This window comes from Ramlibacter montanisoli (assembly GCF_013087525.1).
GTDB classification, from domain to species: domain Bacteria; phylum Pseudomonadota; class Gammaproteobacteria; order Burkholderiales; family Burkholderiaceae_C; genus Ramlibacter; species Ramlibacter montanisoli.
This window is the reverse complement of record NZ_JABFCS010000001.1, coordinates 688,014-712,692: the sequence shown is the minus strand read 5'-3', so window position 1 is coordinate 712,692 and position 24,679 is coordinate 688,014. Positions and strand designations below refer to the sequence as shown.

The following is a 24,679-nucleotide window of genomic DNA, read 5'->3' as shown; positions in this document are numbered from 1 at the left end:
CTACTGCATCGTCGAGGTCGCCGGCGGCCGGTCCCCCGGCGCCATGAAGACCTGCGCCGCGTCCACCGCGTCGAAGCGGTAATGCTGGCCGCAGAAGTCGCAGCTGACGTCGATCTCGCCGCGCTCGGCCAGGATGCTCTCCGCTTCCTCCTGCCCGAGGCCGCGGATCATGCCGGCCACGCGCTCGCGGCTGCAGGTGCAGGCGAAGCGCGGCGCCTGCGCGTCGAAGCGCAGGATCTTCTCCTGCCAGAACAGGCGGCGCAGGATGGTCTCCACGTCCAGCTGCAGCAGCTCCTCGCCGGTCAGGCTGGAGGCGAGCGTGGCGATGCGGTTGAAGTGCTCCAGCTGCTCGGCGGCGTCCATGTCCTGGTCACCGAGGTTGCCCTTGCCCTCGGCCGGCAGGCGCTGGATCAGCAGGCCGGCGGCGACCTTGCCGTCGGCGGCCAGCACCAGCTTGGTGTCCAGCTGCTCCGACTGCCGCATGTAGTGCTCCAGCACGTCGGCCAGGTTGGGCTGCCCCGCGCCATAGGTGGCGTTGAGCGGCACCACGCCCTGGTAGGCCTGCTGGCCCGGCACGCGGTCCTTGGGGTCGAGCGTGATGGCGCAGCGGCCGCGGCCGTTGACGTTCACCAGCTCTTGCAGGTGCGCATCGGCTGCCACCTCGCCCACCACCTTGGCGGTGACGCGCAGGCTCAGGTCGTGCTGCCTCGGCCACGGCCACCTTCACCGGGCCCTCGCCGAAGATCTGCATCACCAGCGCGCCGTTGAACTTGATGTTGGACTGCATCAGCACGCCGGCGGCGGCCATCTCGCCCAGCATGCAGGTCACCGGCCAGGGCCAGGGCGCGCTCGCGTCGTCGGCATGGCGCCGCGTGAGGATCTCCTGCCAGGCATCGGTCAGCCGCACGATCATCCCGCGCACCGGCAGGCCTTCGAACAGGAACTTGTGCAGCTCGGACATCAGCCGATTTTCTTGCGCCGGGCGTGGCGCTGGGCGTTTTCCACGTAGTGCTGCGTGATGGGCTGGAAGCGCGCGATCTGGTCCGCATCCAGCGTGCGGACCGCCTTGGCGGGCGAGCCCATGATCATCGAGTTATCCGGGAATTCCTTGCCTTCGGGCACAAGGCTGCCGGCAGCCACGATGCAGTTCCTGCCGATCTTCACGTGGTTCAGCACCACCGCCTGGATGCCGATCAGCGAACCCTCCCCGATGGTGCAGCCGTGCAGCATGACCTGGTGGCCCACCGTCACGTTGTCGCCGATGACCAGGGGTACACCAAAGTCCGCATGCAGCACGGAGCCGTCCTGGATGTTGGTGTTGCGGCCGATGCGGATCTTCTCGGTGTCGCCGCGCACGACGCAGCCGTACCAGACGCTGGCGTTGTCGCCCAGCTCGACCTGCCCGATCACCTCCGCGTTGTCGGCGACCCAGGCGCCTTGTCCCAGTTGCGGCGCCATGCCGTCGAGTTCGTAGAGAGCCATTCTTTGTTCCAGGGGCAAAACTACAATTGTAGGGATGGAGTTACGCCAACAGGCTCTGCGGGTCCTTTGCACGGCCGACCCGCGCGAGAAGGCCGCGCTGGCGCGCTCGCTGCACGGGCATGCGACGCAGTTGACGCTGTCCCCAACCGCACCCCCGCCCCGAAGGGATTGCCCGGCCGGCCGGAGCGTCCGCGGCTGATCCATCCCGCCAAGGTGCCGCGGCGGTCGCCCGCCAAGCCCGAGGGCCTGGCCGCCCTGCTCCATGCGATCGCACACATCGAGTTCAACGCGATCAACCTGGCGCTGGACGCCGCGTGGCGTTTCGAGGGCATGCCCGAGTCCTTCCACCACGACTGGCTGCGCGTGGCGGCCGAAGAGGCCTTTCACTTCACGCTGCTGGCCGATCACCTGCAGTCGCTGGGCTTTTCCTACGGCGACTTCGACGCGCACGACGGCCTGTGGTCCATGTGCGAGAAGACGGCGGGCGACATCGTCGCGCGCATGGCGCTGGTGCCGCGCACGCTGGAAGCGCGCGGGCTGGACGCCACGCCGCAGATCCAGGCGAAGCTGCGGCAGGTGGGAACGCCGGCGGCGCTGCGCGCGGTGGAGATCCTGGACGTGATCCTGCGCGACGAGGTCGGCCACGTGGCGATCGGCAACCGCTGGTACCGCTGGCTGTGCGCGCGCGACGGGCTGGATCCGGTGGCGCATTACGCAAGCCCTGGTGGAGCGCTACGCCGCGCCGCGCCTGCATCCCCCTTCAACGAAGAAGCCCGCTTGCGGGCGGGCTTCAGTGCGGAGGAGCTCGCCTGGCTCTCGGCCGGCGGAACACCCTAGGTGTTGCGTTCGGTGCTGCGCAGCGGCGAGCGCTTGTCGCGCCGCGGGCCCATGGCCGCGGGATTGGGCTCCGCCGTGTCGGCGGTCAGGGTCATCAGGATGTCGGCGTACCAGGCGCAGTTCAGCCCCAGCGACTCGTCCATCACGGCGTCGCGCGTGCCCATGTCCATGCGGCCGGAGTGCACGCCCAGCAGGCGCCAGGGCAAGGTGCTGCCCGGCGCGTGCCGGCGCATCACGACCGGCGCGCCGCTGGAGCCGCGGTGCATGCGGCCGTCGGTGAGGAAATAGCCCTCGCCCTGGAAGCGCACGCCGAACGCCGAGGCGATGATCGCGTGCCGCACCACGGGCAGGTGGTGCACGGTGTCGTAGAAGCCCAGCGGAAAACCGGTGACCAGCAGGTGCGCGCCGACCTCGGCCTCCTCGAAGGCGTGCAGCAGGTGCTCGGGCTCGAAGGCATGCAGCACCAGCGCCTTGGGCAGCACGTCCCGGTCGAGCGCCACCACCGCCACGTCCACCTCGCCGAAGGAGTCACGGCCCTGGCGCCACAGTGCCAGCGCGTCCTGGTACAGCGGTACGGACAGGACTTCGGTGCGGGTGAGGTTCTGCGGGTCCACGTGCAGCCGCATCTCGATGCGGTCGGGAAAGTGGCCCGTGGGCGGATCGTGCAGCACGTGCCGGCTGGTGACCAGGTAGAGCCGCTCCGATCGCTTGAAGAAGAAGGCCGTCGCTGCCGTCAGCAGTTGTTTTCCGCGAAAGGTGGAAATCCGCGTGGTGCTGAGGAGCAGCGGCTCGGTCACCGCCGCGCGCCCGGGCCGCCGGGACGGGAGGGGGCACCGGGTCGCGCACCCATGGGGCGGCGCTCCGGCAGGTGGCGGAACATGATGCGCCCCTTGTTCAGGTCGTAGGGCGAGAGTTCCAGGGTGACGTCGTCACCGGCGATCACGCGGATGCGGTGCTTGCGCATCTTGCCGCCGCTGTACGCGACCAGCGTGTGCCCGTTTTCCAGCACGACGCGAAAGCGCGAGTCGGGCAGCACTTCTTCCACGCGTCCGCGCATTTCAATCAGTTCTTCCTTGGCCATGGAGCCCCTTCATTCGCACAGCAGCTGGCGCTGGGCTTTCTTGACGCTGCGTTGCCGGAGCACGTGCCAGGCGGCTGGATTCCGGGAGCAACAGGCCGGTCCTGGCGGACCGGTGGTGTGCAGACTTGGGGGTGGTCCTCGCGCGGAGGCCAGAGGTCTGGCTGGGACGCCGTTACGTGAACGGGTCCCTCATTGTACCGGCGAACGCCCCGTGGCGCTGGAGCCGCTCCCGGCACGCCCCTTCAGTGGGGCGGGCCGTCGTCGGTGGAGATCGCGTGCGGCACGCGGACGGGAATGCGCAGCACGCCGTCGCTGGCGGTGACCGGCTGGATGCCGAGCCAGCGCGTGGTGGGCGTCACCTTGCCGAACATCGAGGCATAGGCCGCATCGGCGGCGTCGCGGCCCGAGGCCAGCCGCACGAAGCCCATCGGGATGGCGGTGCCGGAAGGGTCGAACATGTACCAGCGGCCACCCACGTAGGCTTCGACGTAGGCGTGGAAGTCGGTGGGGCCCAGGGCCGGGTCGGCGCCGTAGTCCAGCCCGGTGGTGAAGCGCGCGGGGATGTTGATGGCGCGGCACAAGGCGATCATCAGGTGCGCGAAGTCGCGGCACACGCCCTGGCGCGTGCGCAGGGTCTCGGCGGCGCTGGTGGTGCCGCTGGAGCTGCCGGAGACGAAGGCCACGTGGCTGCTGACCCAGTCGCAGATCGCCTGCACCCGCCCGTAGCCCTGCCACAGGCTGCCGAACTGGCTCATCGCGAAGCCGTTGAGCACGTCGGACTCGCAATAGCGGCTGGGGTACAGGTAGGGCAGCACCTCGCCGGGCAGGTTGGGGATCCAGGTTTCCGGAATGCGCTCGGGTTCCTCGTGGAACGGCGTCAGCTCCACGGTGCCGGAGTAACGCAGCGTCAGCGGGCCCACCCCGGCGCGCAGGCGCAGGAAGCGGCTGGCGGTCGCCGGGTCGGTGTATTCGTGCCGGGCGACGGGTTGAGAAACGGTGAGCAGGTCGTGCACGATCCGCTGGCGCGGGGTGCGGGCGGGCTGGACGTTGAAGATGAAATCGGCGTCCGGCGCCTCGACCTGGTAACCGAGTTCCACCTCGTACGCGAGGCAAACGCGGTGTTCATTGGGCATGGCTGGACAGTTTACGCGCCGCCGGCCGCGCCAGTCGTAGTCCCGCACGCCGAAGTGGCTCTCAGCCGTGCCAGCGCAGCGGCAGCCCGCCTTCGATGCGCACGCATTCGTGCACCTGCAGCGCGAGCAGGCGCAGCGCCCCGGGCCAGCGACCGGGGTCGGGGGCATCGGGCAGCAGCTGCGCACGGCACGCCAGGTGCACGCGGGTGCCGCGCGCGAAGTCGATGAAGAGCAGGCCGCAGCGCGCCTGCAGCTGCAGGTTGCCCAGCGTGTTGAAGAAGGTGTTGCCCGCGTAGTCCGGCACCAGCAGCCGGTCGCCGTCCACCGCCACGAAGCCGGCCGGCCCGCCGCGGTGGGACACGTCGACGCCCCGGGCCGGATCCTGCGACACCGCCGCTTCCGGATGGGCACTGGCAATGAAGAAGGTGTCGGCCTCGCGCACGATCCGCAACGATGGCTCGTCCATCTGCCCGGACCGGTGCACCTGCGCCGGGGCCTGCGCCTGCGGCGCGTACTCGGCCTCGCGCGGGTGGATGTACTTCGGGCAGTTGCCGAAGCTCTGGCCCACCCGCACCGCCGTGGCGTCCCCGGTCCCGTCGATCCAGCCGTTCAAGCGGTTGCGGCGGCCGGTGTGCGCCTGCAGCCCGAGCAGGCCCACCGCTGCGCCCTGGTTCCAGTGGTCCGCGGCAGGGTCCCCGGGCAGCGGCCCTGCCGCGATTTGCAGCAGCTCCGGCGCCGGCGCGGACAGGAAGCCCGGAGGTCCGGCCAGCAGCGAGGCCCAGGGCTGCCCCTGCGCATCCAGCGTGCCGGTGAACAGCAGGGGCAGCAGCGCGAAGAACTCGCGGTGCTGCTGCGGCATGTGGTCCCGCAGTACGCGCGGGCCGATCTCCGCCAGCCGCGCGGCCACGCCGGTGCGCTGCTGCAGCGCGCGTTCGCCCTCGTGCCAGACCGACCGGGCAGTGGCTGCGGGATGCATCGTTCGCTTTCGTGGAGGGAAGACGGGCCGATTCTGTTTGCTCCATTTCCCTGAATAAATGGTGTCCAACGGATAACACTCCTGCGCTGCACGCAGCAATAATCCCGGGCCATGGACAAGTTCAAGGCCATGCAGACCTTCGTGCGGATCGCGGATGCGGGCAGCCTGACGGGCGCCGCGCGCGGGATGGGCAGCTCGCTGCCGGCGGTGGTGCGCGCGCTGGCTGCCTACGAGCGGGAGCTCGGCGTGCGGCTGTTCCAGCGCACCACCCGCCGCATCACCCTGACCGACGAAGGGCGGCAGCACCTGGAGCGCTCACGGCAGGTGCTGGCGGCGCTGGAGGATGCCGAGTCGGCGCTGAGCGCGGGTGCGGCCACGCCCAGCGGCCAGCTGCGCATCACGGCCCCGGTGCTGTTCGGGCAGATGTACGTGGCGCCTCTGGTCACGCGCTTCGTGCAGCAGCATGCGGGCATGGGCTGCTCGCTGCTGCTCTTCGACCGCGTGGTGAACCTGCTGGAGGAAGGCCTGGACCTGGGCATCCGCATCGGCCGCATGGAGGATTCCTCGCTGGTGGCGCAGCCGATCGGCCAGGTGCGGCGCGTGGTGGTGGCCACGCCGGACCTGTTGCGGCGCGCGGGCGTGCCCGCCCACCCGCGCGACCTGCTGCGGGCCAATTGCATCCGCGTGCTGTCCACGCGCACGGGCTGGGGCGATTTCCAGGAGAACGGCCGGGTGTTCCAGGTACCGGTGACCGGCAACCTGGAGTTCAACCACCTTTGGCCGGCGGTGCAGGCCTGCGCCGAGGGCGCCGGCTTCGGGATGTTCTTTTCCTACCAGGTGGAGCCGCTGCTGGCGCAGAAGAAGCTGCGCGTCGTGCTGCAGGACTACGAGCTGGCGCCGCGGCCGATCAGCATCGTCTACCCGCACGCGCGCCTGCTGCCGGCGCGCACGCGGGCCTTCATCGCCTTCGCGCGCAGCGAGCTGACGCGCTTTCGCGCGCCTACTTCGTGACGGCGACCGACTGCGCGAAGATGATCTTGTCGAAGGTGCGGTTGAGCGAGCGCGCGGTGAAGTTGCTCATCTGGCTGGCGCCCTGCCATTCGACCTTGTCGCCCTTCTTCATCGGCGTCTCGGTCGCGGCGACCCAGACGGTCTGGCCGCCCTGGTCCACCTCGATGTAGCTGTAGCCGCCCGCATTGGTCACGCTCTTGACGGTGCCGCCGGCGCCGGAGCCGGCAGCGGCAGGGGCAGCGCCCGAGACGGCCGCCTGCGGCTGCGGGAAGGTGCCGTGCGGCGCGACCGCCTTGGCCGCCTGGCCGACCGGGCCCCAGCGGTCCACGAACAGGATCTCGGGGAAGTTCTTGCCGATGGACTTGGCTTCGAAGTTGCGCATGACGGCGAAATTGCCCCACTGCACTTCGGTGCCCGGCTTGGCGTCGATCTGCGAACCGGCGATCCAGACCTTCTGGCCGGCGGCGGTCTGCACTTCCGCGTAGGTATAGCCGCCGCCGTCCTGCGCCTGCAGCACCTTGCCGAGGTTGCGCGCGGGCGCCTGCTGCGCGGGCGCGGCGGCGAAGATGGCGTTCGACTGCGCGGCCGGCGCCTGGGCGGCGGTCACGGGAGCGGGGGCCGCGGCGGAAGCGGCGTCGGAGTCTTTCTTGGCGCAGCCACCCAGCACGGCGAGCGCGGCGGCGGCGATCAGGACGGAACGGAACACGGGATCTCCTTCGGGCCGGGCGGGAGCGCCTGGCATGCGGAAATTCTAGGGAGCCGCGCGCCCGGTCGAACGCCGGGGCGACGCGCCCGCTTGCGCTGCGTCAATTGCCGCGCGGAAACGCGGTCGGGGCGGGTCAGCGGGCCGCCGCCGCGGCGGTCCGGCGCAGCTCCTGCTCGATCAGCGCCACCAGCGGCTCCATGCCGAATTCGGGCAGCGGCCGGCCGTTGACGAAATACTCGGGGGTCTTCTCGACTTCCAGCGCGCGCGTCCTGTTCGTCCTGCGCCAGGATGCGGTCGATCTGCGGCGAACGCATGTCCGCCTGCAGCCGCTGCAGGTCCAGCCCGGTGCCGGCCACGGCCTGCAGCGCGAGCTCGGGATGCGCCCTGTGGTTGCGCGTCCAGTCGGCCTGCTTGCGCAGCAGCGTTTCCAGCGTCTCCCAGTAACGGCCCTGCAAGCGGCTGGCTTCCAGGATGCGCACCACGTCGGCGGAACCGCGGTGGAAGGGCGCGTAGCGGATGGTCAGGCGGATGCGGTCCGGATGGCGCGCCATCACCTGCTTGACCAGCGGATAGAAGGCCGCGCAGGTCTCGCAGGCGGGGTCGAGGAACTCGACGATGTGCACCGGCGCCTGCACGTTGCCCAGCGTGGGCGCGTGCGGCCGCACCAGCGCCTCCTGGTTGCGCACGACGGCGGGGCCGGAGCCCGCGCGGTCCGCGGAGTAGAACCAGGTGGCGCCGCCGATGGCGGCGGCCAGCGCGATCGCCAGGACGGCGAGGAAGATTCGGGTGCTCATGGGCGCAGGATGATACGCAGCCCCGGCACCCCGTTGCGGCTAGCCTTCGTCGCGCAGCCTTTGCAGCACGCGGGCGACGATGCGGTCGCAGCGTTCGCCGTCGAAGGAGAACACGTCGCGCTCGGCCACGTCGATGTCCTGCGCCAGCGACTCGCGCAGCATGCTGCGCGCGCGGAAGTGGCGGCTGCGCACGGTCGCCTCGGGGATGTTGAGGCTCTGCGCCGTCTCCTCCACGCTCAGTTCCTCCACGCAGCGCATGACGAAGACGGTGCGGAAGGCTTCGGGCAGTTCGTCCAGCTTGCGCTCCAGCACCGCCCGCAGTTCCGCACGCACCAGGGCCTGGTCGGGTGTTTCGGTGTCTTCGCTCGGCATGGCGGCCTGCTCCTGTTCCTCCGCGGCACCCATGCTGACGATCGGCACGATGTTGTCGCGGCGCGCCTGGCGCCGCAGGCGGCCCAGGCACTGGTTGACGACCACGCGCGACAGCCAGGTGGCGAGGCTCGCCTCGCCGCGGAAGTTGCCCATGGCCTGGAAGGCCGACAGGTAGGCGTCCTGCAGCGCGTCCTCGGCGTCGGCCGCGTTGCGCAGCATGGCGCGCGCCACGCGGTACAGCCGCCGGTTGTGCAGGCGCATCACCAGCTCGAAGGCGGCGGTGTCGCCCGCCAGCACGCGCGCGGCCAGCGAGGCGTCGTCGTTGTCCGGGCGGAGGGTTTCCGCCTGCAGGGGTTTCATGCGGTTCATTGCACCACCAATGTCGCCTTCATGCCAGGGTGGAAGCTGCACACGTAGTCGTGGCGTCCCGGCTTGCGCGCCACGTGGCTCCAGCTCCTGCCGGCCGCGATCGAGCGCGAGTCGAACCCGCGCTTCGCCGTGGCCGTGTGGGGAACGACGTCCTTGTTCTTCCAGACCACGCGGTCGCCCTTCTTCACCGTGAGCGTGTCGGGCACGAACTTCATGCCCTCGATGGTGACGGTGTGGGTGGCCGCCCCTGCTGCGAGCGGCAAGGCCGCCGCCAGCAGGAAGCCCAGTGTCGCCATGCGCGCGAATTGCATGTCACTTGCCCAGGTCGGCCTGCAGGTGCTTCGCATGTTCCAGGTGGGCGGCGATCGCCGGCCGCACCTTGACGATCAGCGCCTTGAGTTCGGCATTCTTCGCGGAGGGCAGCAGCGTCTTGTCGATCGATCGCGTCCAGCACGGCCTGGTGGTAGCCCACCTCCTGGTCGACGTAGGCCTTGTCGAATTCCTTGCCCTTGAGCGTCTTCAGGCGGGCGATGTTCTCGTCGCCGCCTTTCTTCAGGCTGCGGCTGGTGTCGCTCGCCTCGGGCTTCACCTTCAGCTTCTTCACCAGCGCGGTGGCCTGCTTGTTGACGCCGGTGTGGTCCGTGATCATCTGCTGCGCGAACTGGCGCACGTCCTTCGATTTGCTGCGCTGCTTGGCGAGCTTGCCGGCATCCACGTCCACCTGGTTGGCCGTGACGACGATGGCGGCGATCTGCGGATCGCTGGGACCCTGCTGGGCCTGGACGGGGAGGAAGGCGGCGGCGACGAAGGCGAGCAGCGCGGACTGGAACATTCGCATGGGGAAGATCTCCTGGTTGCCCGGCCGCACCATCAAGGTCCGCACCGGGTCTGCAGGGATAGACGCCGCGAGTTCCGCCGGCGTTCCCGCGGCGCGCCCTGGCCGGCTACTCGGCCTTGATGTTGGCGGCGCGCACGACCCGGGCGGTGTTGTCCGCCTCGGAGGCGATCTGCCGCGCGAACTCGCGCGCGGTGCCGCCGGTCGGCACGTTCTGGCTGGCCAACAGCCGGCCGCGCACGTCCGGATGTTCCAGCGCGGTATTCACTTCGCTGTTGAGGCGGTCGAGCAGCCGCACCGGCAGGTTGCCGGGCGCGAACACGCCGAAATGCGATGCGAGGTTGGCGGCCGGATGGCCCAGCTCCGCCAGCGTCGGCACCTGCGGCAGGCTGTCCAGCCGGCGCGGCCCGCCCACGGCGAGCGGCCGCAGCCGCCCGGCGCGGATGTGCTCCATCAGCACCGGGCTGGTGTTGACCGACAGCACCTCGAACTGGCCGCCGAGCGCATCGGTGATCTGCTGGCCGCCGCCCTTGTAGGGGATGTGCACCATGCGCAGCTTCGCCGCGGCCTGCAGCTGCTCCAGCATCAGGTGGCCCAGCGAGGCCTGGCCCGAGGTCGCCCAGCGGATCGTGTCCGGCCAGTCCCTGGCGCGCGCCACCAGCTCGCCGAAGTCGCGCGCGGCGAGTGCGCTGGTCGCCAGCAGCAGCACCGGCGACACCATCGCGCTGGCCACCGGCGTGAAATCGCGCTCGGGGTCGTAAGGCACCTTGCCCAGGGCGGGACTGAGCGCGATCGGGCTGATCGCCGAGAAGGCCAGCGTGTAGCCGTCGGCCGGCGCCTTGGCGAGCGCATCCATGCCGATGGTGCCGCTGGCGCCCGCCTTGTTCTCCACCACCACCGGCTGACCGAGCTGCGCGGCCAGCCGTTCGGCCATCGCGCGCGCGACCAGGTCACTGATGCCGCCCGTGGGGTAAGGGACGATGATGCGCAGCGGCCGCGCGGGCCACAGCTGCGCGTGCGCCGGAAGGCCTAGCGCGGCGAGCGCGGCCAGCAGCATGCGGCGGGAGATCGGGGTGGGTGCGCGTGTCATGGCAGGCCTCAGCCGCGCGCGGGTGGTGTTGCGAGTGCAGCACCTTCAGCCGTTCGCGGGCGACGTGGGTGTAGATGGTGGTGGTGGAGATGTCCGCATGTCCCAGCAGCATCTGCACCGCGCGCAGGTCGGCGCCGTGGTTCAGGAGGTGGGTGGCGAAGGCATGCCGCAGCGTGTGCGGCGACAGCGGCGCCGTGATCCCGGCGGCCAGCGCATGCTTCTTCACGATCACCCAGAACATCGCGCGCGTCATGCCCTCGCCGCGGGCGGTGACGAACAGGTCCTCGGTCTGCTGGCCGCCCAGGATGGCGGCGCGCGCCTCGGCCAGGTAGCGCACGATCCAGTCGCGCGCGACCTGCCCGAAGGGGACCAGCCGCTCCTTGCTGCCCTTGCCCATGACGCGCAGCACGCCTTCGTTCATGCCGACGTTGAAGGTCTTCAGGCCCACCAGCTCGCTCACGCGCAGGCCGCTGGCGTACATCAGCTCCAGCATCGTGCGGTCGCGCAGGCCCAGCGGCGTGTCCACGTCGGGCGCGTCCAGCAGCGCCTCCACCTGCGCTTCGGTCAGGGTCTTGGGCACGCGCAGCGGCTGCTTGGCGGACTGCAGGCGCAGCGTCGGGTCGGCGTCGACCAGGCGCTCGCGCAGCGCCCAGCGGAAGTAGCGCTTGAAGACGGTCAGGCGACGGTTGGCCGAGGTGGCCTTGGTGTCGGCGTGGCGCGCGGCGAAATAGCCGTGCAGGTCGGACTCGGTGGTGGCCTGGAGCGGCCGGCCGTGTTCGGCCAGCCACTTCTCGTACAGCTCCAGGTCGCGCCGGTAGGCCGAGAGCGTGTTGCGCGACAGGCCCTCCTCCAGCCAGAGGGCGTCGATGAAGGCGTTGACGGCGTCGCTCATGGCGTCCCGTCGGTGTCGCGCATCAATCGAGCTTCAGCTTCGCCGAATCCACGACCTTCTTGTACACCTCGTACTCCGCCTTGATCTGCGCGCCGAACTGCTCCGGGGTGTTGCCGATGACGATCGAGCCGGTGTCCTCGATGCGCTTGCGCACCGCCGGGTCCTGCAGCGACTTCACGGTGGCGGCGTGCACCTTGTCCACCACGTCCTTGGGGAGGCCCTTGGGACCCAGGATGCCGTAGTAGGCCATGCGGTTCACCGGCTCCAGCCCCATCTCCTTGAAGGTCGGGACGTTGGGCAGCTCCTTCAGGCGCTGCGGCGCGGCCACCACGATGGGCACCAGCTTGCCGGACTGGATGAAGGGCAGTGCCGAGGGCAGGTTGTCGAAGATCATCGGCACCTGGCCGGCCACCGTGTCGTTCAGCGCCGGGCCGGCGCCGCGGTACGGGATGTGCGTCACGAAAGAGCCCGACATGCTCTTGAACAGCTCCATCTGCAGGTGGCCGATGCCGCCGGTGCCGGAGGAGGCGTAGGAGTACTTGCCCGGGTTGCGCTTGAGCTCCGCCAGGAAGGCCTTGTAGTCCTTGGCCGGGAAGCTCGGATGCACGGCGATCACGTTGGGCGTGGCGCGATGTTGATGATCGGCGTGAAGTCGGTCAGCGGGTTGTACGGGATCTTCGGGTTGATCGCCGGGTTCGCGGCCGTCGTGGACACGGTGGCCACGCCCAGCAGGTAGCCGTCGGGCGTCGCGCGCACGGTCTCGGTGGCGCCCACCACGCCGCCGCCGCCGGCCTTGTTCTCCACGATCACGCTCTGGCCGAGGTTCTTGCCGAGCGGCTCGGAAATCACGCGGGCGATGATGTCGGTCGTGCCGCCGGGCGCGAAAGGCACCTGCAGCCGGACCACCTTGTTCGGATAACTCTGGGCCAGCACGGGGCCGGCCGCCGCTGCGAGGCCGGCGGCGGCGAAGGCGATCCACACACGACGTTTCATTGCTTCTCCTGGTTCGATGGAATGCGAAAGCTGCAATCCTAAGTGCAGAACGTAAACAGCTATCCTGCCTCCCGTGAATTTTCTCCAGCTGCTCCTGCCCGACTTCGCGCTCATCCTGCTTGGCTACCTGGTCTGCCGCTACACCGCCTTGAACCGCACGGTCTGGGAGCAGGTGGAAAGCCTGGTCTATTTCTTCCTGTTCCCGGTCCTGCTGTTCCAGTCCATCGTGCGCAGCCCGCTGGACCTGGGGGCCACGTCCAGCCTGATCGGCGCCGGCCTGCTGCTGGGGCTCAGCGGCATCGGCCTGTCCTACCTGCTGCCGCACCTCCCGGGCCTGGGCCGCCACATCGACCGGCGCGAGCACGCCGGCGCCGCGCAGGTCGCCTTCCGCTTCAACTCCTACATCGCCCTGGCCCTGTCGGAGCGGGTGGCGGGCACGCAGGGCCTGCTGCTGATCGCGGTGCTGATCGGGGTGTGCGTGCCGCTGTTCAACGTGGGCGCGGTGTGGCCGATGGCCCGCCATTCCGACACCGGCTTCCTGCGCGCGCTGGTGCGCAATCCTCTGATCATCGCCACGGCGCTGGGCCTGGCCGCCAACTTCGCCGGCTTCCGCGTGCCGGTGTGGCTGGAGCCCACGGTCTCCCGGGTCGGCGGCGCCTCGATCCCGCTGGGACTGATGGCGGCCGGCGCCGGCATGCGGCTGGCGCACCTGGCGCAGCAGAAGGCGCTGACCACGGGGGTGCTGGCGATCCGGCACCTGCTGCTGCCGCTGGTGGCCGCCGGCCTGGCCTGGGCCTTCAGTCTGGATGCGGCGCAGGCCACGGTGCTGCTGGCGTTCTCGGCGCTGCCGACGGCGTCCAGCTGCTATGTGCTGGCCTCGCGGATGGGCTACAACGGGGCCTACGTGGCGGGGCTGGTGACCTTGTCGACGCTGCTGGGCTTGGCGAGCTTGCCGTTCGCGTTGGGGTTCTTGCGGGGGCTCGTGGTCTCCGCGTAGGCTGGTGGTGAGCGTAGCGAACCCCAGCGATCGGGCGCCGCCAGCAAGCTGGGGTTCCTGCGTCACCCCAGCCTATGAGGAGAGTGCCCAGGCCACGTGTTCGCGCACCAAATCACTCGGATGGTCCGCCCGTGACTGCAAGGCTTCCCGGATCCCCCGTCCTCCCCCGCCGCAGCGCATTCCCCATCGCCACCGCGATGTTGCGCAGCCACCTCTCATGGCCGATGCGCCGGATCGGGCTGCCCTCGGTGAAGCGCAGGAACTCCTCCTCGCTCCACGCGAACAGGGCCACCAGCGGCTGGCCGACCAGCCCTTCGCGCGGCGCGAAGTCCGGTAGCGTCGCCGCCTGCGCGAACTTGTTCCAGGGGCACACCAGCTGGCAGTCGTCGCAGCCGTAGATGCGGTTGCCCATGAGGGGCCGCAGTTCCACCGGGATGGGCCCGGCGTGCTCGATGGTCAGGTAGGAGATGCAGCGGCGGGCGTCGAGCCGGTAGGGGGCGACGATGGCGCCGGTCGGGCAGATGTCCAGGCAGGCGCGGCAGGTCCCGCAGTGGTCGCCGGTCGGCTCGGTGGCGGGCAGCGCCAGGTCCACGTAGATCTCGCCCAGGAAGAACATGGAGCCGCCCTCGCGGTTCAGCACCAGCGTGTGGCGCCCCCGCCACCCCTGGCCGCTGCGCGCGGCGAGTTCCACCTCCAGCACCGGCGCCGAGTCTGTAAAGACGCGATGGCCGAAGGGCCCGACCGCCGCCGCGATGCGCTCGGCCAGTTTCTGCAGGCGCGAACGCAACACCTTGTGATAGTCGCGTCCCCGTGCGTAAAGCGAGACCACGCCCTCGGCGGGCCGCTCCAGACGCGCGAACTCCACCTCCTGCCAGCCCTCGGGTGTGGCGGGGAGGTAATCCATGCGTGCGGTAATCACGGAGGTGGTGCCCGGCACCAGTTCCGCGGGGCGCGCGCGGCGCACACCGTGGGCTTCCATGTAGGCCATCTCGCCGTGAAAACCGTTGGCAAGCCAGGCGAGCAGACCGGGTTCGGCCGCAGAAAGGTCCACGCCGGTCACGCCAATTTGGGAAAATCCGAGCGCGCGGGCCCAGTCCCGGATATCGTGCACCCGCAAAGGACCATCGCCCTGACTGCCGTCGTTCATCACGCGCCGATTGTAGGAAGCGCCTCCCGACCCCTCGTGTGGGAGGGTGAGGAGGACACGCGCGTGTTCGCCGAGCGGCTCGCGCGCCACCCGGCGATCGCCGACGCCTTCATCGCGCTGCACGGCGAACTGGGTGCCGGCAAGACCACGCTGGTGCGTCACCTGCTGCGCGCGCTGGGCGCGCAGGGCCGCATCAAGTCGCCCACCTATGCGGTGGTGGAACCCTACGAACTCCCGGGCCTGGCCGCCTGGCACTTCGACTTCTACCGCTTCGACGACCCGCGCGAATGGGAGGACGCGGGCTTTCGCGACGTGTTCGCCGGCGCCGGCCTGAAGGTCGCCGAATGGCCCGAGAAGGCCGCGGCCATGCTGCCGGTGGCCGACCTCGACATCCACCTCACCCTGGCCGACGATGGGCGCCGACACGTCCGGCTGCAGGCCAACACGGCGCGCGGGTCGGAGCTGCTGTCATGAGCCTGAAACGCCGCAATATCCTCCAGGCAGGCAGCGTGGTACTGCTGCTGGGCGCGCACCAGATCGCGCGCGGCGCCACCATCGTCGCCGTGCGACTGTGGCCGGCGCCTGAGTACACGCGCCTGACCATCGAGTCCGATGGCCTCCTCACCAGCAAGCTGGTGCACTCGCCCCAGCGCCTGGCGCTGGACATCGAGGGCATCGCGCTCGACCCCACGCTGCGCGAACTGGTCGCCAAGGTGCGCGCCGACGACCCCTACATTGCCGGCATCCGCGTCATGCAGCACGCGGCCAACACGGTACGCCTGCAGGTGGACCTGAAGCAGTCCACCCTGCCGCAGCTGTTCAACTTGCCGCCCGTGGCCGCGTACAAGCACCGGCTGGTGGTGGACTTCTTCCCGCCCAAGGCGGCCGACCCGCTGGCGGCCCTGATCGCCGAGCGCCTGAAGGAAAAGGACAGGCCGCTGGTGACCGCGCCCGAGCCGCCGTCGCAGGTCACGAACGACCCGCTGGGCGAGCTGATCGCGCAGCAGACGCAGCGCACCACCCGCGTGCAAGCCTCCGAAGTGGCCCGGCCTGCGCTGTCCATGGCCAAGACCGACCGCCTGATCATCGTCGCGCTCGACCCCGGGCACGGCGGCGAGGACCCCGGCGCCGTCGGCCCCGGCGGCACGCGCGAGAAGGACGTGGTGCTGCGCATCGCCCACATGCTGCGCGAGCGCATCAACGCCACCAGCGTCAAGGGCAGCCCGATGCGTGCCTTCCTCACCCGCGATGCCGACTTCTTCGTGCCCCTGCACGTGCGCGTGGACAAGGCGCGGCGCGTGCAGGCCGACCTGTTCGTGAGCATCCACGCCGACGCCTGGATGACGCCCACCGCGCGCGGCGCCAGCGTGTTCGCCTTGAGCCAGAACGGCGCGTCGAGCACCGCCGCGCGCTGGATGGCGGACAAGGAGAACAAGGCGGACCTGATCGGCGGCCTGAACATCAAGACGCACGACATGCACGTCAAGCGCGCGCTGCTGGACATGAGCACCACCGCGCAGATCAACGACAGCCTCAAGCTCGGAAGCGCGCTGCTGGGCGAGATCGGCAACGTCGGCCGCCTGCACAAGGCGCAGGTGGAGCAGGCGGGCTTCGCCGTGCTGAAGGCGCCGGACATCCCCAGCGTGCTGGTGGAAACGGCGTTCATCAGCAACCCGGAAGAAGAAGCCAAGCTGCGCAGCGGCGACTACCAGGAGCAGCTGGCCGACGCGCTCATGCGCGGTATCGAGCGCTATTTCGCGAAGAACCCGCCGCTGGCGCGCAGCCGCCCGCTCTGATCCTCCCGGCTGGGCCAGGACCGCGCCCATCCTGCCTCAGCCACTGATCCGCTCCCCTGCAAAGGCCGGTGCCGCACGACGACACGGGGGTGGAGCGGTTCCTACAGTTCCGCATGCGGTGAGTCCTTAGAGTTATTCGCACAGGTTGCCGCGCCTCGAGCGGTGTTCGAATAATTCGATTGGAAGGTGATCCTCATGAAGACGAAATTCATTGCTGCTGTCGTGACGTCGATTTCCCTGCTGGGCCTGGGTGGCTGCGCCACCATGGACCGCACGACCGTGGGTACCGTGGGCGGCGCCGTCGTCGGCGGCCTGGTCGGTAGCGCGGTGGGTGGCACGGGTGCCACGATCCTGGGCGCCGGCGCCGGTGCCTACCTGGGCAACCAGGCTGCCAAGCGCTGATCGGGCTCGAGGCGTGGCCTGAGGCCATCGCCTTCCGAACCGACGAAGAGGGCCCGGGGTCTCCCGTGCCCTCTTTCGTTTTTCAGATCGGGTAGATCAGCGAGTTGAGCACCATCTCGCTGTCGTACACGCAGCTGCGGCTCGCGAACTTCAGGCCGTCGGGCGTGCGCACGATCTCGTCGATGTAGCGCCCCACGTTGTAGACCTCGCTGGCGTCGCCGGGCCGGGTGCGGAACACCGCGTAGTGGGCCTGCGCGCGGATGCGGCCGCCCTCCTCCCCCAGCAGCTGCGCGCGGGGGCTCAGCACGTGCCGCGTGTAGTAGGGCCCGTGGTAGATCGTCTGCGTGATGCCGTACACGCGGTCCTTCATCATCCCCTGGCTCTCCAGCGCGATCAGCGCCAGCGGCAGCTTGCGGTCGAAGTTCTCGCGCGCCTGCACGGTGTAGCGGCCGTCCTCCAGGAAGAAGCGCGGCCAGTCGTCGAAGCGGCGCTCGTCCAGCGCGGCGGCATAGGCGGCATTGAGCTGGTCGATCTCCAGCTGCAGCAGCAGGCGCTCGTTCATACGCCCATCACCTTGCGCCAGTAGGCGTACATGCTGCGGATCAGCGTCTCGGTCACCATGTGCTCGGTGCCCTGCGTGTCCGTGCCGCCCAGCTCGCACAGCGTCTCGCCCTCCTCGCCCCACTGGCGAAAGCCCTCCTGGCTGAACTGGATCACCTCGCCGTCGTCGGCGCTCACGAAGCCGGCGGGGCCGAACAGGTTGGCCTGCCGCAGCCGGCGCCGCTGCATCTCCTCCTCGCTGTCGTCGGCGAAGCCGAAGTGCGTCCAGACGAAATCGAACTCGCCCTCGCCGCGCGGCACGATGTGCCGGGTGGACAGCGAGTTCACCTGCTGCTGGATGATCACGCTCGGGAACAGCGTGAGCATGGTGACCGTCGGCGTGATCTCGGTGCCGGGGTTGGAGGGGTCGGCGATCTTCCACCAGGGTTCCGGCACCACGTCGAGCAGGCGCGTGTCGTTCAGCGCCATGCCGGCCTTGAAGCTGGTCACGCCCTGCGTCACCGCCTTGTTCTCGCCGCCTTCGTTGCGGCGCGAGATCATCACCGCGTGCCGGCCGTGGCCGTCCATCACCATGCGGCTCTTCTGGTCGGCGCGCCACAGGCCGAAGGTGACGAACCAGGTGTGCAGCAGTCCCGGGTGGTAGGGGTCCTTGATGTTCTCCATCATCAGCTTCCAGTTGCCCGGGATGCGCTGGCGGTTGTAGCCCAGCAGCGTGAGCTGGCGGTCCTGGAAGATGCGCTCCAGCCAGGGCATGACCGCGGGGCCGAGGTACTGCTCGATGGGCTCGGCGTCCTCGCTGAAGGTGGCGAACACCAGCCCATGCAGCACCGCGACCCGCAGCTTGGTCAGGCCATGGTCCTTCAGGTCGAAGCCGGCCGGCATGCCGCCGTTCACGCAAGGCTGGCCCTGTTCGTCGGTGGCCTGCACGCCGTCCTTGAACGGCAGGCCGGCGAGGTCGCCATTGAGCTTGTAGGTCCACTGGTGGTAGGGGCAGACGAAGCTGCGCGCGCTGCCCTGCGGCTGCTGGCAGAAACGCACGCCGCGGTGGGCGCAGCGGTTTTCCACCACGCGGATGCCGTGGTCGCTGCCGCGGTCCTTGGGCGCGACGCGATCGCGCACCATGATCACCTGCCGCTCTCCCACCCACGTGAGCCGGTAGTCGCCGATGTTGGGGACCTCGATGTCCAGGCCGACGTAGCACCAGTGCGGGCCGTAGAAGATCCTCTCCAGCTCCTTGGCGTACAGCGGCGGTCGGTATAGGCCCAGAAAGGCACGCGGCTGGCGCCGGCGCCTGGCCAGCGCGACAGGGTTTCGGGGGCGTTCATGGCGGTCTCCTGCCGCCAATCATTGCATGCCTGGCAATCCGGTCCGGCGGGCCGGCCCGCGGGGGCCGGCCTGCTTCAGAAGTCGGCGACCAGCGAGATCTTGAGGTGCCGGCCCGGCTGCGTGTAAGCATCGGCTACACGCGTCGATGCCGCCAGCCCCTGCACGTCCGCCCACACCCAGTACTTGCGGTCCGTGAGGTTCACCACCGAGCCGGTCAGGCGCAGGCCGGGGCGGATGCGCCACTGCGCCGACAGGTCGAAGGTGGTGGACGCTGGCACGGTGAACTGCGTGTTGGGCGGCTTCACCAGGCCGCCGCTGTCGATGTCCTCGGCCGGCTTGGCCTCGCGGTGGCGCGCATCCAGCCGCAGGTCCCAGCTGGCGCGGCGGTACTCCAGCCCCAGGCTGGCCTGCGCCGGATCGATCGAGTTGAGCGGACGGCCGGTCGTGCTGTTGGTGCCGCGCGCCTGGCCATAGGCGAAGTGCGTGATCCAGGCGCCGCCGAGCGCGTTGCCCAGGCCGGCGTGGCCCTTGAGCTCGAAACCGTGGATGCGCGCGCGTTCGATGTTGCGGGTCTGGAACAGCTTGGGATCGCCGGCGACGCCGGTGCCCGAGAGCAGCACGTTGTCCACGATCAGGTTGGAGAAGTGGCCGGTGAACACCGCCGCATCGAGTTCGAAGCCGGGCAGGCGTCCGCGCAGGCCCAGCTCCAGCGTGCGGCTCTTCTCCGGCTGCAGGTCGGGGTTGGGCACGACCTGCACGAACTCCGCGGCGTTCTCGTAATAGCCGTTGATCTGGTTCGCGTTGGGCGCGCGGAAGCCGCCGGCGTAGCTGCCGAACACGCTCCAGGCCGGCGTGGCGCGGTACAGCACGCCCAGCTTGGGCGACAGCGCCGATCCCGACAGCGAGCGCGCCGGCCGCGCCGCGGGCGGGAAGAACAGGTCCTGAGACAGCACGTCCAGCTCGAAGCGGTCGTAGCGCAGTCCCGGCACGACGCTCCAGCGGTCCGACGCCCATTCGGCCTGCCCGTACAGGGCAGCGGTGGTCTCGCGCGTGTCGGGGAAGCGCTTGAGCGGGAACACCTCCGGCGGCAGCGAGTTGATGCCGGTGTACAGGTTGGTGATCTTGGCGCGCGTGAAGTCCACGCCATAGGTGACGGTGCGCCCCCAGCCCGCGCCCAGCGCCGAACTGCGCTGCGCCTGCAGGCCCGCCTGCCAGGTGCGCTCTTCGTAGCGCACGTCGCGGAAGCGGTCGGGCCGCGTGTTGAGGTCGCTGGAGCCGAGCTGGCGCGAGGCGGCATCCTGCAGGCCGATCACCGCCTGCACCTGGTCGGCCAGCAGCGTGTCGATGCGCCAGCGCCCGTCCCAGGTCAGCCGGTTGCGCACCATGTCCATGGAGCCGCGCTCGTCCAGCACGGCCGATGCAATGGTCGTTGCGTTACCGGTCAGCGGCCGCACCGCGCGGCTGGACAGCAGGTTCACCTCGGACTGGCGCTCCACCCGCTCGAAGGCCAGGACGTGGCGCTGCGCGCCCGTGGGCCGCAGCACCACCTTCGCCAGCAGCGCGTCGTCGCGGTCCTCCTGCGGATTGGGGGTGGTGCGGTTCACGTCGGGCGTGCCGATCGTGCCCTGGTTCTCCAGCGCATGCGCGCGCCGCGCCGAGGCGGTCAGCATCCATTCGGCGCTGTCGCCGGCGCGCGCCGCGACGGTGCCCGCGAGGCTGCGGCCGTTGTCGTCGCCGCTCCAGCCGGCGGCGACGCGCCCGCCGATCGCCTTGCGCGTTCCGTCGGGCATGGCCAGGAAGTCGGCCGGCTCGTAGGTGATGAAGTGCACCAGGCCGCCCATCGCGTCCGATCCGTACAGCGCCGAGCCGGCGCCGCGCACCAGCTCCACGCGCTTGACCAGGTCCAGCGAGAGCGAGTCGCGGCCGAAGGCGTTGCCGCCGAAGGCATAGCTGCGCGGCAGCCGGATGCCGTCCACCATCATCAGCACGCGGTTGCCGCCCAGCCCGCGGATGTTGAAGCCGGCGTTGCCGTCGCGGCCGGTGCTGTTGGCGGGCCCGGTCACCGCGAAGCGCGAGGGCGCATGCCGCACCGTGACGTTGGGCAGGTCGCGCGCGAGGTCGCGGATGTCCTGGATCTGCTGCCGCTCGATTGCGCGCTCGCCGACGACGTCGGTGGACACGGGCAGTTCGTCGCTGAACTGCTCGCTGCGGCTGCCGCTGACCACCACTTCGCGCAAGGTGGCGATGGGCTGCGCCGCAACGCCGGAAGCCAGCAGGCACAGGAGGGATGTTACGAGCGCGACAGGCCGTGCGCGCGGGGGAAATCGTTGGAGTTCTTGCATGTGCTCGGCGAAGTCTGCTGGCCGATTATTCGGGCGGACCGCCGCGCCTATTCCATCGCACCGACGCATTCATTTGAGCCAACGCAATCCCATGCGATTCCAGTTTTGGGAATATGAACTCGCTCCCCGGTCGCCGAGGAGGGCGGCGGGGAGCGCCCACGGCACGCGTGCCGGATCGTTGCGTGAGAACGCACAGGAGATCAGATGAGAACGCGAACGAGAAGAACGGCCACCCTGGCTGCACTGGTCCTGTCCGCCTTCGGTACCGCCTTCGCGCAGGCACCGGCCCCGGCACAGCAGCAGCACAAGACCCTGACGCCGCCCGAGGTGGGCTACCAGGGCGCGCCCTCGCCGCTGGCCGCCGAGCCCATGGTCCAGAGCACCAACCCGAAGGCACCGCCGATGACCATGGCGGAGTTCGAGGTGGGCCGCAAGATCTACTTCGAGCGCTGCGCCGGCTGCCACGGCGTGCTGCGCAAGGGCGCCACCGGCAAGCCGCTGACGCCGGACCTCACCACCGCCAAGGGCACCGACTACCTGAAGGTCTTCATCTCCTACGGCTCCCCCGCGGGCATGCCGAACTGGGAGACCTCCGGCGAGATGACCGCCAAGGAAGTGGACCTGATGGCGCGCTACATCCAGCACGAGCCGCCGCAGCCGCCCGAGTGGGGCATGGCCGACATGAAGAAGTCCTGGAAGGTCATCGTCGCGCCCAAGGACCGCCCGAAGCGGAAGATGAACAACTACAACATCGAGAACATCTTCTCCACCACGCTGCGCGACACGGGCGAGGTGGCGCTGGTCGACGGCGACACCAAGAAGATCATCAACATCGTCAAGACCGGCTACGCGGTGCACATCTCGCGCATGTCGGCCTCGGGCCGCTACCTGTTCGTGATCGGCCGCGACGGCAAGGTCAACATGATCGACCTGTGGCTGCCCACGCCGGACAACGTGGCCGAGATCCGCATCGGCCTGGAAGCCCGCTCGGTGGACACCTCCAAGTACAAGGGCAAGGAGGGCGACTTCACCGACAAGCTGGCGATCGCCGGCGCCTACTGGCCGCCCCCAGTTCGTGGTGATGAAGGGCGACACGCTGGAGCCGCTGAAGATCGTCTCCACCCGCGGCATGACCGTGGACACGCAGGAGTACCACCCGGAGCCGCGGGTGGCCTCGATCGTCGCCTCGCACTACAAGCCCGAATTCATCGTCAACGTCAAGGAGACGGGCAAGACCCTGCTGGTGGACTACAGCAACATCGACGCGATGAAGGTGACCGAGCTCGGTTCCGCCCGCTTCCTGCATGACGGCGGTTGGGACTCCAGCAAGCGCTACTTCATGGTCGCCGCCAACAACAGCAACAAGATCGGCGTGATCGACGCCAAGGACAGCAAGCTGCAGGCGATCGTGGACGTGGGCAAGATCCCGCACCCGGGCCGCGGCGCCAACTTCATCCACCCGAAGTACGGTCCCGTCTGGGCCACCGGCCACCTGGGCGACGAGAGCATCGCGCTGATCGCCACCGACCCGAAGCGCAAGGCCACGGCCTTCAAGATGGTGCAGAGCCTCAAGGGCCCCGGTGGCGGCGCGCTGTTCATCAAGAGCCACCCGAAGTCCAGGCACCTGTACTCGGACGCACCGCTGAACCCGGACCCGAAGATCTCGCAGTCCGTGGTGGTGTACGACATCAACAACCTGGACAAGGGCTACACCGTGCTGCCGATCGCCGAATGGGCCGGGCTGCCCAACGACGGCGGCGCCAAGCGCGTCGTGCAACCGGAGTTCAACAAGGCCGGCGACGAGGTCTGGTTCTCGGTGTGGTCGGCCAAGGACAAGGCCTCGGCCCTGGTCGTGGTGGACGACAAGACCCTGAAGCTCAAGACCGTGATCAAGGACCCGCGCCTGATCACGCCCACCGGCCACTTCAACGTGTACAACACGCAGAAGGACGTGTACTGACGGACAGGCGGCGCTTCCTCGCTGCCCTGCTCGCCCTCGCCTGCCTTGCGCCGGCGGGGGCGGCCACCGGCAGCACGGCGGCCGTCTCCAGCGACGGCCGCTGGCTGCTGGCTGCTCCCGAGCCCACCACCCTGGTGCTGTACGACGCCACCCTGGAGAGGGCACGCACCTGGCAGGCTTCCAGCCTGGATGGCCGCACCGTCTCGGAGGTGGCCGAGGTGCGCGACAACCCGGCGCGCCGCAGCTTCCTGGTGAGCTTCACCACGCTGCCGGAACTCTGGGAGATCTCCTACGACCTGCAGGCCGAGCCGATCTTCGACGGCCTGGTGCACGACTACCGCATGGGCGAAGGCATCGCGCGCAGCGGCTTCCTCGGCGTGCGGCGCACCCGCTGGCAGCGCCGCTGGCGGTGCTGGCCATCGCGGGCGGCGGCCGGCACGTGCTGGCCACCACGGCGCGGGCAGGCGGCGGCGCCTGGCTGGACCTCGTGCACCTGGACGTGCGCCGGCGCATCGCCCGCACCGCGATCGAAGGGCGGCCCTCCACCGGGACCACGGCGCTGTTCGCGCGGGACGGCAGCGAGCTGCTCGCCGTCGGCGGTGACCAGGGACTGCAGGTGGTCGATGCCACGGCAGCCCGGGTGCTGCGCACCTTCGCCATCGGCGCCGTGCGCTCGGTGCGCGCGGACACCGCGGCGGCAACCCTCAGCGTCGTGGTGGAACGGGCCGGCGGCGAGGCGACCGTCGTCATCGATCGCTCCACGCTGGAGTGCGTCGCGGGCTGCTGAGGCCGCGGCTCAGGACGGCCGGGTGGCCGGCTTGCGCGGCTTCACGGCGCGCCTGGCAGGCGCCGGTCGGTGCGCGTCATCGAGCTTGCGCAGGATCGCCTCCATGGCGTCCAGCGACTGCAGGTGCAGCTTCGCATCGCCGGTGCCGGCCAGCATGGCCAGCTCCATCCCCATCCAGAAATTGCTGATCCAGCAGCCGATCACCTCCGGCGGCACTGGCAGGTCCAGGCGGTACTCCGCCACCGCTTCGCGCACCACCTGCCCGATCACGTCGAACCAGGCGTTGATGCGCGGGCGGAACTCCTCGCGCAGCGAGGGGTTGGACATGCTGGCCGCATAGAGCTCCATCAGCACGCGCACGAAGCCGGAAGCCAGGTCGTTCTCGTAGAAGCGCCGCGCCTGCGCCCACTTCTCCGCGTAGCCGCCGCCGGAGCGGTACATGCGTTGCTGGCGCTCCAGCAGCCGCCGGTTCGCCTCGTCCAGCACGGCCAGCACCAGCTTGTCCTTGCTGGCGAAGTGATAGTTGATGAGCGCGAAGTTCACGCCGGCGTCGCGCGCGATCTCGCGCACGCTCAGGGCGGCGTAGCCCTCGCGCGCCAGCCGCTGGTAGGCCGCCTCGAGGATGCGCGCCTTGGTGTCGCCGCGCGCGGGGCCGTGTCGGCAGCCGGGATGGGAGGGGTGGCAGTTGAACGCATGTATAACGTTTTGATGGTACTGGCAAGCCGGCAGCAAGGCAACCACCCTTTGTTCATGGGATTTGACGTGGCGGTCCGGGAGGATTAATTTAAAC

Annotated in this window: 20 protein-coding genes and 7 pseudogenes; 8 read left to right on the top strand and 19 right to left on the bottom strand. The window is 69.7% G+C overall.

The genetic code is table 11. The features are described 5' to 3' along the window. Both hslO and HK415_RS03745 read right to left on the bottom strand, forming a co-directional pair. Positions 1 to 961 (bottom strand): annotated as a pseudogene (gene hslO, locus HK415_RS03750) (Hsp33 family molecular chaperone HslO). Further along, on the bottom strand, positions 961 to 1,482 hold the full coding sequence (locus HK415_RS03745) for a gamma carbonic anhydrase family protein (RefSeq protein ID WP_171556826.1): 522 nt from the start codon (positions 1,480 to 1,482) through the stop codon (positions 961 to 963). Before HK415_RS03745 ends, hslO begins: the two are co-directional and overlap by 1 nt. Before the next feature lie 168 nt (positions 1,483 to 1,650). Between HK415_RS03745 and HK415_RS03740 the strand changes: the two genes are divergently transcribed. Continuing rightward, positions 1,651 to 2,319: a ferritin-like domain-containing protein gene (locus HK415_RS03740; RefSeq protein WP_373684527.1), complete on the top strand. Its 669-nt coding sequence runs from the start codon at positions 1,651 to 1,653 to the stop codon at positions 2,317 to 2,319. On the opposite strand, the gene HK415_RS03735 is transcribed toward HK415_RS03740, so the two are convergent. The 4 genes from HK415_RS03735 to HK415_RS03720 form a co-directional block, all read right to left on the bottom strand. Continuing rightward, entirely contained in the window at positions 2,316 to 3,116 is an 801-nt protein-coding gene (locus HK415_RS03735) for a trypsin-like peptidase domain-containing protein (RefSeq protein ID WP_171556825.1), read from the bottom strand. The genes HK415_RS03740 and HK415_RS03735 overlap by 4 nt on opposite strands. Beyond that, a complete protein-coding gene (infA, locus tag HK415_RS03730) occupies positions 3,113 to 3,400 on the bottom strand; it encodes a translation initiation factor IF-1 (protein ID WP_171556824.1) in 288 nt (95 codons plus the stop codon). The genes HK415_RS03735 and infA overlap by 4 nt, the downstream gene beginning before the upstream one ends. A gap of 242 nt (positions 3,401 to 3,642) precedes the next feature. Continuing rightward, a complete protein-coding gene (locus tag HK415_RS03725; protein WP_171556823.1) occupies positions 3,643 to 4,533 on the bottom strand; it encodes a transglutaminase-like domain-containing protein in 891 nt (296 codons plus the stop codon). A gap of 61 nt (positions 4,534 to 4,594) precedes the next feature. Then, on the bottom strand, positions 4,595 to 5,509 hold the full coding sequence (locus tag HK415_RS03720; protein WP_171556822.1) for a pyridoxamine 5'-phosphate oxidase family protein: 915 nt from the start codon (positions 5,507 to 5,509) through the stop codon (positions 4,595 to 4,597). Positions 5,510 to 5,620: 111 nt separating this feature from the next. Between HK415_RS03720 and HK415_RS03715 the strand changes: the two genes are divergently transcribed. Then, complete coding sequence (locus HK415_RS03715) at positions 5,621 to 6,520, top strand: LysR family transcriptional regulator (protein ID WP_171556821.1); 900 nt, start codon at positions 5,621 to 5,623, stop codon at positions 6,518 to 6,520. Here HK415_RS03715 and HK415_RS03710 read toward each other — a convergent pair. From HK415_RS03710 to HK415_RS03675, 8 genes and pseudogenes are all read right to left on the bottom strand, one after another. Further along, entirely contained in the window at positions 6,510 to 7,226 is a 717-nt protein-coding gene (locus HK415_RS03710; RefSeq protein WP_216369727.1) for a hypothetical protein, read from the bottom strand. The two genes, HK415_RS03715 and HK415_RS03710, sit on opposite strands and share 11 nt — an antisense overlap. Continuing rightward, on the bottom strand, positions 7,208 to 8,020 hold the full coding sequence (locus HK415_RS03705; protein WP_171556820.1) for a DsbA family protein: 813 nt from the start codon (positions 8,018 to 8,020) through the stop codon (positions 7,208 to 7,210). The genes HK415_RS03710 and HK415_RS03705 overlap by 19 nt, the downstream gene beginning before the upstream one ends. 39 nt (positions 8,021 to 8,059) lie before the next feature. Beyond that, positions 8,060 to 8,752: an RNA polymerase sigma factor gene (locus HK415_RS03700; RefSeq protein WP_171556819.1), complete on the bottom strand. Its 693-nt coding sequence runs from the start codon at positions 8,750 to 8,752 to the stop codon at positions 8,060 to 8,062. Positions 8,753 to 8,757: 5 nt separating this feature from the next. Continuing rightward, positions 8,758 to 9,057: a cupredoxin domain-containing protein gene (locus HK415_RS03695; protein ID WP_171556818.1), complete on the bottom strand. Its 300-nt coding sequence runs from the start codon at positions 9,055 to 9,057 to the stop codon at positions 8,758 to 8,760. Positions 9,058 to 9,073: 16 nt separating this feature from the next. Continuing rightward, a pseudogene (locus tag HK415_RS03690) lies at positions 9,074 to 9,599 on the bottom strand (DUF4142 domain-containing protein). A 106-nt stretch (positions 9,600 to 9,705) separates the two neighbouring features. Then, entirely contained in the window at positions 9,706 to 10,686 is a 981-nt protein-coding gene (locus HK415_RS03685; RefSeq protein ID WP_171556817.1) for a Bug family tripartite tricarboxylate transporter substrate binding protein, read from the bottom strand. A gap of 16 nt (positions 10,687 to 10,702) precedes the next feature. After that, positions 10,703 to 11,578, bottom strand: a pseudogene (gene xerD / locus HK415_RS03680) (site-specific tyrosine recombinase XerD); the annotation flags it as partial. 22 nt (positions 11,579 to 11,600) lie between these two features. Beyond that, positions 11,601 to 12,571 (bottom strand): annotated as a pseudogene (locus HK415_RS03675) (tripartite tricarboxylate transporter substrate binding protein BugE). Between the two features lie 73 nt (positions 12,572 to 12,644). On the opposite strand from HK415_RS03675, the gene HK415_RS03670 reads away from it, so the two are divergent. Beyond that, positions 12,645 to 13,568, top strand: coding sequence for an AEC family transporter (locus HK415_RS03670; RefSeq protein ID WP_309246565.1), 924 nt, complete (start codon positions 12,645 to 12,647; stop codon positions 13,566 to 13,568). Positions 13,569 to 13,640: 72 nt separating this feature from the next. Here the strand turns inward: HK415_RS03670 and queG are convergent. Beyond that, a pseudogene (gene queG, locus HK415_RS03665) lies at positions 13,641 to 14,715 on the bottom strand (tRNA epoxyqueuosine(34) reductase QueG). On the opposite strand from queG, the gene tsaE reads away from it, so the two are divergent. The 3 genes from tsaE (at position 14,698) to HK415_RS03650 (ending at position 16,913) form a co-directional block, all read left to right on the top strand. Continuing rightward, on the top strand, positions 14,698 to 15,189 hold the full coding sequence (tsaE, locus tag HK415_RS03660) for a tRNA (adenosine(37)-N6)-threonylcarbamoyltransferase complex ATPase subunit type 1 TsaE (RefSeq protein WP_171563132.1): 492 nt from the start codon (positions 14,698 to 14,700) through the stop codon (positions 15,187 to 15,189). The pseudogene queG and the gene tsaE sit on opposite strands and share 18 nt — an antisense overlap. Beyond that, positions 15,186 to 16,511 (top strand): N-acetylmuramoyl-L-alanine amidase, encoded by a 1,326-nt coding sequence (locus tag HK415_RS03655; RefSeq protein WP_171556816.1) that lies wholly within the window; start codon positions 15,186 to 15,188, stop codon positions 16,509 to 16,511. The genes tsaE and HK415_RS03655 overlap by 4 nt, the downstream gene beginning before the upstream one ends. A gap of 195 nt (positions 16,512 to 16,706) precedes the next feature. Beyond that, a complete protein-coding gene (locus HK415_RS03650) occupies positions 16,707 to 16,913 on the top strand; it encodes a YMGG-like glycine zipper-containing protein (RefSeq protein WP_171556815.1) in 207 nt (68 codons plus the stop codon). Positions 16,914 to 16,995: 82 nt separating this feature from the next. On the opposite strand, the gene HK415_RS03645 is transcribed toward HK415_RS03650, so the two are convergent. The 3 genes and pseudogenes from HK415_RS03645 to HK415_RS03635 all read right to left on the bottom strand — a co-directional run bounded on the left by HK415_RS03645 (position 16,996) and on the right by HK415_RS03635 (position 21,142). Further along, positions 16,996 to 17,475, bottom strand: coding sequence for an aromatic-ring-hydroxylating dioxygenase subunit beta (locus tag HK415_RS03645; protein WP_171556814.1), 480 nt, complete (start codon positions 17,473 to 17,475; stop codon positions 16,996 to 16,998). Then, positions 17,472 to 18,799: pseudogene (locus HK415_RS03640) on the bottom strand (aromatic ring-hydroxylating dioxygenase subunit alpha). The gene HK415_RS03645 and the pseudogene HK415_RS03640 overlap by 4 nt, the downstream one beginning before the upstream one ends. A 75-nt stretch (positions 18,800 to 18,874) precedes the next feature. After that, on the bottom strand, positions 18,875 to 21,142 hold the full coding sequence (locus HK415_RS03635) for a TonB-dependent hemoglobin/transferrin/lactoferrin family receptor (protein ID WP_171556813.1): 2,268 nt from the start codon (positions 21,140 to 21,142) through the stop codon (positions 18,875 to 18,877). Between the two features lie 204 nt (positions 21,143 to 21,346). On the opposite strand from HK415_RS03635, the pseudogene HK415_RS03630 reads away from it, so the two are divergent. Both HK415_RS03630 and HK415_RS03625 read left to right on the top strand, forming a co-directional pair. Then, positions 21,347 to 23,102, top strand: a pseudogene (locus HK415_RS03630) (cytochrome D1 domain-containing protein). Positions 23,103 to 23,511: 409 nt separating this feature from the next. After that, entirely contained in the window at positions 23,512 to 23,889 is a 378-nt protein-coding gene (locus HK415_RS03625) for a hypothetical protein (protein ID WP_171556812.1), read from the top strand. Positions 23,890 to 23,898: 9 nt separating this feature from the next. On the opposite strand, the gene HK415_RS03620 is transcribed toward HK415_RS03625, so the two are convergent. Further along, on the bottom strand, positions 23,899 to 24,621 hold the full coding sequence (locus tag HK415_RS03620) for a TetR/AcrR family transcriptional regulator (RefSeq protein ID WP_171556811.1): 723 nt from the start codon (positions 24,619 to 24,621) through the stop codon (positions 23,899 to 23,901). Positions 24,622 to 24,679 lie beyond the last annotated feature (58 nt).